General features: G+C 49.6%; 9 protein-coding genes. 7 read left to right on the top strand and 2 right to left on the bottom strand.

Translation table 11 applies throughout. The annotated features are described in order from the left end of the window. The first annotated feature begins 106 nt into the window (after nt 1-106). The 7 genes from CFI03_RS23065 (at nt 107) to CFI03_RS23035 (ending at nt 10330) form a co-directional block, all read left to right on the top strand. Nucleotides 107-1879, top strand: coding sequence for a sensor histidine kinase (locus tag CFI03_RS23065; protein ID WP_248760233.1), 1773 nt, complete (start codon nt 107-109; stop codon nt 1877-1879). Beyond that, nucleotides 1827-2573, top strand: coding sequence for a response regulator transcription factor (locus tag CFI03_RS23060; RefSeq protein WP_248760165.1), 747 nt, complete (start codon nt 1827-1829; stop codon nt 2571-2573). The genes CFI03_RS23065 and CFI03_RS23060 overlap by 53 nt, the downstream gene beginning before the upstream one ends. A gap of 5 nt (nt 2574-2578) precedes the next feature. Then, entirely contained in the window at nt 2579-4882 is a 2304-nt protein-coding gene (locus CFI03_RS23055; protein ID WP_248760163.1) for a glycosyl hydrolase family 95 catalytic domain-containing protein, read from the top strand. A gap of 228 nt (nt 4883-5110) precedes the next feature. Further along, entirely contained in the window at nt 5111-6031 is a 921-nt protein-coding gene (locus CFI03_RS23050) for an ABC transporter permease subunit (protein WP_248760161.1), read from the top strand. Beyond that, entirely contained in the window at nt 6028-6939 is a 912-nt protein-coding gene (locus tag CFI03_RS23045; protein WP_127490679.1) for a carbohydrate ABC transporter permease, read from the top strand. The genes CFI03_RS23050 and CFI03_RS23045 overlap by 4 nt, the downstream gene beginning before the upstream one ends. Before the next feature lie 42 nt (nt 6940-6981). Further along, entirely contained in the window at nt 6982-8763 is a 1782-nt protein-coding gene (locus CFI03_RS23040; protein ID WP_248760159.1) for a type 2 periplasmic-binding domain-containing protein, read from the top strand. 28 nt (nt 8764-8791) lie between these two features. After that, nucleotides 8792-10330 carry a carboxylesterase/lipase family protein gene (locus CFI03_RS23035; protein WP_248760157.1) on the top strand — a complete coding sequence of 513 codons (1539 nt, stop codon included), beginning with the start codon at nt 8792-8794 and terminating at the stop codon, nt 10328-10330. On the opposite strand, the gene CFI03_RS23030 is transcribed toward CFI03_RS23035, so the two are convergent. After that, nucleotides 10323-11114, bottom strand: a complete 792-nt coding sequence (locus tag CFI03_RS23030) for a helix-turn-helix transcriptional regulator (RefSeq protein WP_201002196.1) — start codon at nt 11112-11114, stop codon at nt 10323-10325. The two genes, CFI03_RS23035 and CFI03_RS23030, sit on opposite strands and share 8 nt — an antisense overlap. 219 nt (nt 11115-11333) lie before the next feature. After that, a complete protein-coding gene (locus tag CFI03_RS23025) occupies nt 11334-13040 on the bottom strand; it encodes an RICIN domain-containing protein (RefSeq protein WP_248760154.1) in 1707 nt (568 codons plus the stop codon). Nucleotides 13041-13077 lie beyond the last annotated feature (37 nt).

Genomic DNA, 13077 nt, shown 5'->3' with positions numbered 1-13077 from the left:
GATTGATCGTTTCGGGGGCAATGCGACTCTAGCGGAATTTTTTTGTACGTGATACGTTTACGATATATGGATTCCATATTTGGAGGGAAATGCTGCCGTGAGCATCATGCGCAAGATCGTGCTTGGATACGTCATTATGATCTTTATCCCGGTTATCGCTTTCGGTTATCATTATTACACGCAAATCTATGGAAACTTGACCCAGCAATTCGTAGAGAGCAGGCAGAAGATCCTGGAGCAGGCTTACGCCAATATGAAAACGGATTTCGCTAGAATTCAATCGGTACACCGGGTACTGCAATACAATCCTTACCTCACCGATTATCTGGACGGCGTATACGATTCCGACGCGGACAGCGTGTACGCGCTGACCCGATATATTCTCCCTCTGTACAGCCAATCGATGTTCGCCAATCCGGAGATCGAATCTATCGTGATCTATAAAATGAAGGATCGGGTGCTGCCCATAACCAATTTGTTTCGGGACAGGTCCATGCTGGATCCGCAGACAGAAGCTGCCGTCTCGTCGCTGAAAGCGGGGCAGGGAATATGGCTGCGAGCCGATCCGAACGTGTCGGAACCCGATCTGATTTATTACCAGTACATCTACAATACGCAAATTACGGAACGGATTGGCCTCCTTGAAATTCGGGTTAGCAACAGCTTAATCCGCAACTTCTATGCCGCCGCTGGGGTGGAGGGGAATTGGAAAGCCGCCATGATGTCCGGGCAAGGCAACTTGCTGACGAACGAAGCGGCTGGATTGGATCATAAGACGCTTAGTCTTCTGCATGAGGAGGGGCGGGACTTCTTCATTGACCGAACAACGATCGTCAATCAACTGAAGCTTGAGCCGCTGGACGTTCGCGTTATCATTACGGCTCAGGTTGGAGAGGTATTCCGTTCCGTGAAGCAGAAGGAACTGGTCCTAGTGACGATCATCGTGCTGCTATTATTAACCTTGTCCATCGCCTATTACTTGCTGGCTTCGACGATTACGAAGCGAATACTCAGGCTGGCCCGGCATATGCGCACGCTGAACGACGATAACTTGAGGGTGCTGACGATCCAAAGCGGCAAGTTCGAGAAGGACGAAATCGGTTTCTTGATCGGGGCCTATAATTCCATGGTGAAGCGAATGGACGAACTCATTAACAATGTCCACCGCGCCGAGCTGCGAAACAAGGAAGCGGCTTACCAGGTGCTGCAAGCACAGATTAAGCCCCATTTTCTCTACAATACGCTCGAAACGATCCGAATGGTTGCCGAAGCCAACAACGACAAGGAAGTTGCCGATATTTCGTTCTGGTTCGGGAAACTGATGAGGTACAGCTTGACGTCCGCGCAGCAAGAAACGGTTCTCGCGAAGGAAATCGAGATGGTCGATTTTTACATGAGCATCCACAAGATGAGGCTTCAAAGCCGGCTGACCTACGAGATTAAAGTTGATCTTGACGCCGGGCGGCTGGCCTGTCCGCGTTTTCTCTTGCAGCCTCTAATCGAAAACAGCATCGTGCATGGAGCATCCGCCGTTTTGCGCCCCGTTCATATACGGCTGCATGCGTCGGAAACGGAGGAAGAAGTTACGATCGACGTTACCGACAACGGAAACGGGATTGCGCCGGACAGGCTGCTGGAGCTGCGCGATCGGTTGTCCAGGCATGATGAGTTCAAAAAAGAGGATGAACCGGTTGGCGTAGGCTTAAAAAACGTTAACGAAAGAGTCAAGGGTTACTTCGGGGCCGAATCCCGGCTGGAAATCATTAGCGCTCCCGGGAAAGGAACCAGCTTGCGTATTGTTATCGTGAAAAGGACGGTGATGGACGTTGAAGATACTGATCGTAGACGACGAGCCTTTGATTCTGAAAGGGTTAGTTAAAATCGTAGAGGAAGTCGCGCCGGCCGGCTCCGACATTTGTTCGGCCTTCAACGCCTGGGAAGCCTTGGAGACGATAAAGCGCTTTATGCCCGATGTGACGATAACCGATATCAACATGCCGGAGAAGAACGGCTTTGAGCTGATTCATGATGCCAGGCTTGAAGGATTATGCGATCGATTTATTATCCTGACGGGCTATGACGAATTCGAATATGTCCGCCAGGCCCTTCGCTCGGGTGTTGTGGATTATTTGCTGAAGCCCTTGGATAAAAAGGAGATCGCGGTGCTGCTGAGCCGCGTCAAGGAGGAGCTTCCGGCCGCAACGGATTCGGAGTACAGCCGGCATGCCGAACGGATTCTGGCTTATTTGCAGCAGAATTACATGAACGATTTGTCCCTCGATCATCTCGCGGAACATATGAGTCTTCATCCGAATTATATCAGCAGCTTGTTCAAGAAGGAGACGGGGGATACCTTCGTCAATTACTTGAATTCGCTGCGAATCCGGGAGGCGCAGAAGCTATTGAAAACGCAGCCGCAGCTGACGGTTTGCGCAATCAGCCAGCAGGTCGGCTTCGACACCAAACACTACTTTGCGAAGGTATTCAAAAAGTATGCGGGCACGACTCCCGGCGCCTATCGTGAAAATAAAGAAGAGGACGAACCTATTCAAGCCATTAACGGAAAGGACTGAACGCAATGCCCGAGAACAACAGAGAACACGAGGACACGCTGCTCTATTATTCTCCCGCCAAGCAATGGGAGGAAGCCTTGCCGATTGGCAATGGACGCTTGGGTGCGATGATATTTGGCGATCCGCGCGCGGAGCGCGTGCAATTAAACGAGGACTCCTTATGGTACGGGGGTCCTAGGGATCGGCATAATCCGGATGCACTGCCCAATTTGGCGGAAATTCGCAAGCTAATATTCGAAGGAAAGCTTCAAGAGGCCGAGCGCCTGGCATCGATGGCTCTTACGGCCATTCCCGAGTCCCAGCGTCATTATGTACCCCTTGGCGATTTGTTTCTCCAGTTCGAGCATGCGGGGGAGATTCGGAACTACGAGAGACGGCTTGACCTATCGGAGGCCATTGTTCATGTTTCCTATACGGCGGGAGAAACGAAGTTTGCCCGCGAAATTTTCGCGAGCTACCCGGACAGAGCGATCGTGCTAAGGCTAACGGCGGATTCTCCCGGCCAAATCTCGTTTACGGTCCGAATGGGACGCGAGAGGTTCCGTTACGTTGACGAGATTCGCGCAGAGAACGGTAAGATCGTGATGAGCGGCAATAGCGGCGGAGGCGTCCGGTATTGCGGCGTCCTTGCATGCGTGCCCGAGGGGGGAAGCATGCGCACGATTGGCGAACACCTCATCGTCTCGAATGCCGATGCCGTTCTGCTGGTCGTGACCGCGTCGACGGATTTCCGCGAAGCCGACCCCGAAGCTGCTGCGCTCGGTGACGCCGGACGCGTTGCAGCAGCCGCCTATTCGGAATTGAAGGCTGCGCATATCTCGGATTACCGCAGCCTATACGATCGAACAAGGCTATGGATCGGAGCGGAGTCCGGCTTGAAGCCCGAGGCGGCAGAAACCTCCGAACGTCTCGGTAACGTTAAGGCCGGCCTTGAAGATCCCGGTCTTACGGCCTTGTATTTTCACTATGGCCGTTACCTTCTGATCGCCTCGAGCCGGCCCGGATCGCTGCCCGCGAATTTGCAAGGGATATGGAATAAGGATATGCTTCCCGCCTGGGACAGCAAGTTCACCATCAATATTAATACGCAGATGAATTATTGGCCGGCAGAGAGCTGCTATTTGCCGGAATGCCACCTGCCTCTCTTCGAGCTGATCGAACGCATGATTCCGAACGGCAGGCATACCGCCCGGACCATGTATGGCTTACGCGGAAGCGCGGCCCATCACAACACGGACATTTGGGCAGACACGGCCCCACAAGATTTGTGGCCGTCGTCGACGTATTGGCCGCTTGGTCTCGCTTGGCTGTCGCTTCATCTTTGGGAGCATTATCGATACGGAGGAGACACGGCGTTCCTCGAGCGTGTTTACCCGATGATGAAGGAGGCTGCGGTCTTCCTGCTGGATTATCTGGTCGAGCTTCCAAGCGGTGAATGGGTCACCTGCCCGTCCGTCTCTCCCGAGAATACGTACCGCCTGCCAAATGGAGAGACGGGCGTACTGTGCTACGGGCCGTCCATGGACAGTCAAATCGCGCGAGAGCTATTCCAGGCTTGCGCAGCCGCGGGAGAACGGCTAGGGTCGAATGATGAGCTTCTGGGCGAGCTGCGTCAGGCGATCGACAAGCTTCCCCCACCCCGCATCGGGCGATACGGACAACTGCAGGAATGGTACGAGGATTACGAGGAGGTAGAGCCTGGGCACCGACACATCTCTCATCTGTTCGCCTTGCACCCGGGAACCCAGATTACTCCTGATAAAACGCCGGAACTAAGCGCTGCCGCTCGCCGAACGCTGGAGCGCCGCCTGGCGAACGGGGGAGGGCATACCGGCTGGAGCCGGGCCTGGATTATCAATTTCTGGGCGAGACTGCATGAAGCGGAAGAGGCGCATGCTAACATAACCGCGCTTTTGTCCCACTCCACGCTGCCTAATCTATTAGACAATCATCCGCCGTTTCAGATCGACGGCAACTTTGGCGGCACGGCAGGCATTGCGGAATTGCTTCTGCAGAGCCATGAGGACACTATTCATTTGCTGCCTGCCCTTCCGAAAGCTTGGCCGGCCGGCGAAGTCCGCGGGCTCCGGGCGCGCGGCGGCGTTACGGTGGATATCGAATGGAAAGACGGGCTAATTCATCAGGCGATTTTGAGGCCGGATCGTAAAGGGACGTACCGCGTACGCTGCGATCACCCCGTAGCATTATCGTTGGATGGGGCGGCCTGCGAATCGGAAAATCCGGATAAGAATAGGAATCATCTATCGTTTGCCGGGGAAGCAGGCATGACTATCGTAATCCACGCATGAGTTTGAAACAATTCTCTTCCTTGTTGCGGAAGAGGATTGTTTTTTTGTATCCTATTAAGTTTATCGAAAACAACGTTATCTTAGGATACATCAATAATCGATGCGGAAACGTCATTGTTTAGAATATTTAGTTAATTTATACTGACTTCGACGCAAGTTATGAAAGCGCAACCATTCAGAGCCGAAAGGGTATTCTTGAAAAATTAAATGGAAAGGTGGCGTGATACGGTGCGATTACAGTCTTACAGCAAGAGGCGAATTTCAAAGATCAAGTTTCTTTACATTTTGCCCTTTATGATCTTGCTTGGTATCTTTGCCTATTACCCTTTATATGGGTGGGTATATGCTTTTTTTGACTATACGCCTCCGATCCCATTGTCCAAATCCCCGTTTGTCGGGCTCAAGTGGTTCCATTCGTTAGTTGAAAATCAGGTTAAGATTGATCAACTGCTTCAGGTTATCAAGAACACGTTTGGGATGAGCGGCTTGAACCTGCTCTTCTCTTGGCTCCCCATGATTTTTGCCATATTCCTGACGGAAATAAAAGCGGTGCGCTTCCGCAAGTTTATTCAAACCGTAACGACCCTGCCAAACTTTATCAGCTGGGTATTGGTTTATTCATTGGCGTTCTCCATGTTCTCAAGTGAGGGGATCATAAACGGTCTCCTGAAGATGCTCGGATTTATCGATTCGCCGGTTTTATTCCTTCAGAACTCCGACCATGTATGGTTCACGATGTGGATGTGGACAACCTGGAAAGCATTAGGCTGGTCCGCGATTTTGTATATTGCCGCCATTATGGGGATAGACGACGCTCTTTATGAAGCTGCCCATGTCGACGGTGCGACACGAATGCAGATCATCCGGTATGTCGTACTGCCAAGCATGCTGCCTACCTACTTTGTCCTGTTGATGCTGCAGATTGCGAGCTTCCTGAATAACGGCCTGGAGCAATATTTCGTATTTCAGAATGCCTTTAACAAAGATTCCATACAGGTTTTGGATTTATATGTATACAACCTGGCCATGGGAGGCGGCAGCTATTCGGTTTCCGTCGCGATTAGTATGCTGAAGAGCCTGATTAGCGTTGTGCTTCTCTTTTCCGTGAACAAATTGTCCAAGCTGCTGAGAGGGGAGAGCATTGTATGAGCAGAGTAAAAATGAAAGTCGGCCTAACCGACCGAATAATTTCTGTGGTGGTTTATACTTTGTTTTCCCTATTTGCTCTGATCTGCGTATACCCTTTCTATTCCATCATTATCAATACCATTAGCGCAAATGATATAAGCGCAAGAGGGGATGTCGTATTTCTTCCCAAACACATTCATTTTCAAAACTACCTGGACGTGTTCAAAATACCGGGCTTGTGGGACGCCACCCTGGTATCTTTGGGGAGAACGGTAATAGGCACATCATTGACCGTTGGCGCTTCCGCGTTTCTGGGATTTATGTTTACTCAAGAGGATATGTGGGGGAGAAAATTCTGGTATCGCTTTACGATTATAACGATGTTTTTTAACGCCGGGGTTATTCCTTGGTATTTGACTATGAAATCTCTGCATCTAACCAATAATTTTCTTGCTTATGTACTGCCCACCATCGTAGCTCCATTTTTCATCATTCTGGTCAAGACCTTCGTGGAGTCAACGCCCAAGGAATTGCAGCAGGCCGCAAGCATAGACGGCGCAGGGATTATGACGCTTTTTTTCAGAATCATGCTGCCTATAAGCAAACCCATTCTGGCTACGGTCGCCATCTTCTCGGCTGTGGACCAGTGGAATTCCTTTCAGGACACGCTGCTGCTGGTTACGGACAGCAAGCTGTACAGCCTGCAGTTCATTCTCTACAACTATATTAATCAGGCGAGTTCATTATCGACCATGGTCAACCTGCAAAATGCCGGCTCAACGGCCATGGCAAGCTTGGCCACCAAGCAGACGACAACTTCCATTCGCATGACCGTCACCATCATTGTGGTTGCGCCAATTCTGCTGGTGTATCCGATATTTCAAAGGTTCTTCGTTAAGGGGATTATGATTGGCGCGGTAAAAGGTTAACTTGCGCCATTATAATACATTCATCCAATGGGGGGTTATCAATTGAGCAGGAGCACTAAAACATTCAAAAAATGGACTTTGTTATCGGTTACCGGTACCTTGTTGTTGTCGACGGCATTAGCGGGCTGTCAGAGTTCATCCAATGAGTCAGCTGCTTCAGCAAAGCCAAGCAATGGGGAAGGCACAACCGAATCGGGAAAAGGGATTGATCATAGCAAACCTCTGACCATCACAGTCTACGATAATGCGGCCAATTACCAAGGCGAGCAGACAGGCTGGTATGGAAAGCTTATTAAAGATAAGTTTAATATCACTCTTAACATTCTCGCCCCGCAGGTTGCCGGCGATCAGCTGTATAAGACCAGAACGGCGGCAGGGAATTTAGGCGACCTTCTCATCGTGGATAACAGCCAGCTGGAGGAATTAATTCCGGCAGGACTCGTTATGGATATCACCGACAAGTTAAAAAACACGCAATTTCTGTCCAAATACGTAGATAATCACTTTAAGCCTTTTAATGCGGCTTTCGACAAGGTCAATCCGGACGGGAAAATATACGCGATGCCGACTTTTGAGGCAGATACGTCTCCAACAACGTTTTCCGAAGAAATTCCTTACTCCAGCCCAATAATGCCCTGGGATTATTACAAAGGAGTAGGAGCTCCCAAGCTGAATAATTTGACCGATCTTCTGAATGTGCTGAAGGAAATGCAAAAGAAATATCCAACTACGCCTGACGGCAAAAAAATCGTTCCCATCACGTTGTGGAAGGACTGGGATGGCGGAAGCATGGAAAACGTCCGCTGGCTCAGCAACTGGTACGGATACGAGCAGCCGGACGGAACTTCGACCATTCAGTTGAATGCCAAAGGCGATATTGTTCCTCTCATTGACGATAACAGCATGTACAAAAAGATTTTGCAATTCTATTTTACCGCTAATCAAATGGGACTCGTGGACCCCGATTCCGCATCGCAGGATTGGAACAAAGTTGCGGAAAAGCTGACGAATAAACAGGTTCTTCTCTTGTGGTACTCCTGGCAAAGAGGCTTCTACAACTCGATAGAAAGAGGCAAGAACGGCGACGGCAATGTGGCTGTTCCGATCGCCGATACCCGCATCATCCAGAATAGCGATGCCTATTACGGCAACGGCCGGGTATTTGCGCTTGGCTCGAAAGCCAAGGAACCGGAAAGAATCATGGAGTTTCTGGATTGGATGGTCTCTCCAGAAGGATTGCGTTATTATACGAACGGATTTGAAGGCTTCAATTATGAAAAATCCGAAGACGGCAAGTTTAAGCTCACCGAGGTTGGACAAACCGCTTTCCAGAAAAACACACCGGTTCCCGATCAATACGGTGGCGGCGGGTACCAGGATGGACAAAGCAAAATTAATAGCATGATTATGAGCGATTTTGTCGTGGATCCGGAAACAGGCGAATTTTATAACAACAACTATTGGAGCTCCACGATCGAGGCTAACAAGACAGCACTAACCACAGACTGGCAGAAGACCTACAACGCAACAAATGCCACCGAGTATTACACGAAAAACAATATGATCGACATCGTGCCGAATATAAATACGAGCCTTGGCAGTGATTCGTCGGATATTAAAAACAAACGCAGCCAGATTTCGGATTATGTAAAAAATACATCCTGGAAGATGGTATTCGCTAAGAATCAAGAAGAATTCGATCAGTTATGGACAAAAATGAAGAGCGATGCCGTAGGGCTTGGCTGGAATGACGTTGTTGCCGTGGATACGGAAAGAGCGCAAAAAATCATAAAAATGCGTAATGATGCAACAACCGGCAAGTAATTATTTTGGTTGAAGGGAGAATGAATTCATGCTCAGAATTGTACAAGTGGAAAACGGGACGGTGCAAGGACTACCGGCAGCAGATCCTCGAATTACAAGCTTTAAAGGGATACCTTTTGCCGCTCCGCCGGTAGGAGAGAACCGTTGGCGTGCGCCTCAGCCCGCCAGCCACTGGGAAGGGGTGCGGAAAGCTTACGAATATGCGCCGATCCCTCTTCAGGTTAGGCAGGAGCTTGATGACAACAATATATATACGCGGGAATGGGCCGTGGAACCGGATATCGCGATGAACGAGGATTGTCTCTACCTGAACGTTTGGACCCCGGCGAAAAAGGCAGATGAACAGCTTCCCGTATTTGTGTGGTACTTCGGCGGTGGCCTGCAGGTTGGTCATCCTTCCGAGATGGAATTTGACGGAGAACGCATCGCCCGAAGAGGGATCGTTGTAGTCACCATCAGCTATAGACTGAATGCATTCGGATTTCTGTGCCATCCTGAAATTACGGCAGAAGCGCCGGATGCGCCGGCAAACTTCGGCCATCTCGACCAGCAAGCCGCTACTAGATGGGTCAAGCGCAATATTGCCGCTTTCGGCGGTAATCCGGACGATATAACGATTGGCGGACAATCGGCTGGCGGCGGCAGTGTCATGAACCAGCTGACTTCACCGCAGAACAGCGAACTTTTTCAGAGAGCGATTGTTCAGAGCGGATTATTTGCCCCGCTATACCCGAACGCCGGAATGCCAAGGTTTCTCCGCTCGTTGGAGGAGGCCGAACAGGAGGGCATCCAGTTCTTTAACTATCTCGGAGTAACCTCGCTTGAAGAAGCGCGAAATCTAGATGCTGTCTATTTACGGGATAAGATAGTGGAATATAAAGCTTTCTGGGGGACCGTCGTAGATCATAAGTTTAACGTGGGGAACTCGTTTGAGCTATTCCTTCAAAACAAACGATTGCAGGTGCCGGTTATGTTCGGTCATACATCGTCCGAATTTATCAGTGCTCCTCAAGCGGGTTCATTGGAGGAATTCCAACAATTGGCCGTCAAGCTGTTCGGCGACGGCGCCAAGACGTTCCTGGAGCTATGCGAATATTCAACAGGCAGCCTTGAAGAAGTTATTAAGAAGGCTTCGGTTAACGGCATCGAATATGCCATTCGGATTGCAGGTCAAGCTAATGCCGAAACGGGGGGCCATACGCCTCTTTATTATTACAATTTCGATGCCGAGATTCCGGGCTGGGATAATCCCGGAACGTTCCATTCGGTCGATCTTTGGTTCTTTTTCGAGACCCTCGCCAAATGCTGGAGGCCGTTCGTTGGCAAACACTACGATCTCGCCCGGCAAATGTGCAACTACTGGGCGAACTTCATCCGTACCGGAAATCCGAACGGCTTAGATTCAACGGGAGAGGAACTGCCGCAGTGGGAAGCTTATACGCCGGATGCTCCGTTCGGAATGAAGTTTGCGGATGCAGCCGAATTTGTCAGGGAGCAGCCGAATGACGTGATGAAGTTCCTCGTAGAGGAATATTTTAAAGCGAATCGGTTGATTCAGGTCAAATAACCGGATGTTCCCGAACCTGTTCGGAATGGCTGGCCTGTAACCGGAAATTTCTTGGCGAGAAGCCGGTCACTTGTTTGAATTGCCGGCAGAAGTGTTCCACGTTTTGGTATCCGCATCGATCGGCAACTTCATGAATGGTTCGGGAACCTTGGAACAAATATTCTTTGGCAAGACGAATACGGCAGTTGATGACATCCTCCATGCAAGATATTCCGAAAGTCTTTTTGTAAATGGTTTGCAGATAACCCGGGCTAATTCGGACGTATTCCGCCATTTTCGGAACCGTCCAATGATCGCCCGGGCTATTTTGAATAGCCGCACGCAGACGTAATAGATCGTAGTATTGCGTTGTAAAGCCGTCATGGCAATAGGACTCCAGTAGCTTGTTGAACAAGGTTCGCAGCAAACAATCAATGGAAGACTTCTTGTAATCTCTATTAAAATGATGCTCGATCACAAGCAGTTCGATTAACTTGTGGCAATAATCCGGATCATCCAGCGAGAATGGAATGCCGGATGGAAGGTTTGAAACGTACGGTTCGTCCGATTCAAAGCGGATCCAGTCGTTTACATATTTATCGGCGCAAGCTTTGTAATAGATTTTCTGATGTGCCCGATACAGGACAGCGCTTTGAGAGGGGTATTTTTGGAGTTCTCCGTTTACCCAGAATTGTGCGGGGGTCTTGGTAATGACCAGAAGCCAACAGTGATGGCCTTGAGGAATATCAAAAACAAAATTACTGTCATGCGCAGCATCGCTTCCGACATAATGGATATGGTTCAACCGATAGACTCTCCCTTCAAACGGCATATTCCTACTGCACGATCTATAATGAAAGAGCATATCTTCAAACATCCAATAATGGAATATACATTCTTTAGAAGTTACTATTAAAATAATAGGTTTATAGATCAGGAGGATTAGAAAACCTGCTCTTTCGATAAAACGTCGTAAGAATGAATGGGGCAGTCACCTTGGAAAAGGACTGCCCCATTTGTTTTGTTAGTTGATTTTCACCAGTTGCCACTGCTGATTCAGGTTGCCCCGATACAAATTCTGTTGGATCAAAGCGGAGTTGTTTGTCGAGGAATTGGCAACCTCAACTGCTTTGTTGCTATTTACGTTAATGATGCTCCAATATCCGTTGCTCAGCTTAATCAGCCGGAACTGCTGAGCGGTATTATTGTAATCGGACATGAGCTGAATGGCTTCCCCGTTGTTCGTTGTCCCGTTGCGTACATCCATGACTTTGTTGTCGGAAGAGCTGACGCTTCGAAGTTTATAGTAATTGTTATAGGTACCTTGATCCGTAATGACCCATTGTTGGGCGGTAGCGCCATTATCCGTATATTGCTGAAGCTGCAAGGCATTCGTATTCTGGCCTCCCGGTACCTCAAGCGCTTTTCCCGAGGCCCGGTTTATAATTTTGTAGGTCGATCCCGACTGGATGCCATTCCAGATTCCGTTCCATGGATGCAGCTGCGCCCGCTCATAATACCATTCGAAAATAAACCTGGCCATTCCGTCCCTTGCGGTATTGCCGTCGTACTTCAAGCCGGCCGTCGGATCGGCGAAGGAGCTTCTGGTGCCGGGCTCGAGCAAGAAACCGTTCATGTGAACGGCTACGCTGACATTGCCTGCCGCTGTAAAGATAGCTTTCGTATTTTTGCCAAAGCCCTCATTGGAGCCGTTGAACAGGTCCCAATAAGAAGAGTCGCCGGATAACGTCTTGAACCATGTCGTTTCGGTAATATTGATTGGGTAATTGTTGGCGCATGGCTTGATCGTATCATCCCAGATCTGCTGAAGAGCGGCATAATCGTCATGGGCGCCGTAACCCGGATACCAATGAACGGCATACCCGTAATTGTTGAGCGGATCCGTCAGCGGATAGGAAGCGCACAGCTGGTAGTATTGATCCCAGCCAAGCCCTGCCGCCCAGATCACATTGTCTGCACCGTTATTCCGGATCGTGGAAATGATGGAGTTTTGGAAGGTCTTGAGTGAATTCCAGTAGGCAACAAAGTCGCTTTGTGCAGGATTGCCTCCCCAGGAGCCGTTGGCGAAGGCTTGAACGGGCTCATTAATAAGCTCGAACATGACGTTATCCGCACTCTTGATAGCCGTTTGAGAGGACAAATAACCCCAGATTTGATTAAATTTATCGAGATTGGCTTGCGTTGTCGCCTGGTTATTAAGAATAGTGAAGTCAAGGCCAAGCGTGACGTATACCCCTTTGGTCTTGGCATAGTTGATGTATGGAATGATAACGTCCTGGGTTACGGATTGCAGTCCCGCGAAATTGTATGTGCCGGCTGCGACATCGCCCATGTCCTCGCGATCGATAAACAAGCGAACCTGGTTCATATACCAGCCGTGGTTGTTGCCGTATTTACTTGATGTATTGGTGAAAGTATCCGTAATGTCCTTCAGATACGCCAGAACTGCCGCATGTCTGTTCCCGCCGTATTGATCCAGATAATATTTGCTGTCCTGGTACGTCCAATACGAACCGGAAGGTTGATGCCAACCGCTCAGCAGCACGGGCTGGCCGCTGCTGTTCACCAGCTGATTGCCGCTCACATGAAGCTTGGACATGGTCATTCCCGACCACGCTTTCGCCGGATGACTGTTCACCAAGAATGGCGTTAGCATAAGCGCCACTAGGGTGAACAGCTTCAGAATCCAGCTTGAATTGCTCTTTTTCATTAATACCCAACTCCTTTGAAATTTGATTGCATGGGAC

The organism is Paenibacillus sp. ATY16 (assembly GCF_003399985.2).
Taxonomy (GTDB): Bacteria; Bacillota; Bacilli; order Paenibacillales; family Paenibacillaceae; genus Pristimantibacillus; species Pristimantibacillus glycanilyticus.
The sequence above is the reverse complement of the archived record's forward strand: the minus strand, read 5'-3'. Positions and strand labels throughout refer to the sequence as shown.

Coding starts and splice junctions, on each gene's coding strand:
- CFI03_RS23065 (WP_248760233.1), top strand. CDS start 107: ATGCGCAAGATCGTGCTTGGATACGTCATTATGATCTTTATCCCGGTT.
- CFI03_RS23055 (WP_248760163.1), top strand. CDS start 2,579: ATGCCCGAGAACAACAGAGAACACGAGGACACGCTGCTCTATTATTCT.
- CFI03_RS23045 (WP_127490679.1), top strand. CDS start 6,028: ATGAGCAGAGTAAAAATGAAAGTCGGCCTAACCGACCGAATAATTTCT.
- CFI03_RS23035 (WP_248760157.1), top strand. CDS start 8,792: ATGCTCAGAATTGTACAAGTGGAAAACGGGACGGTGCAAGGACTACCG.
- CFI03_RS23025 (WP_248760154.1), bottom strand. CDS start 13,040: ATGAAAAAGAGCAATTCAAGCTGGATTCTGAAGCTGTTCACCCTAGTG.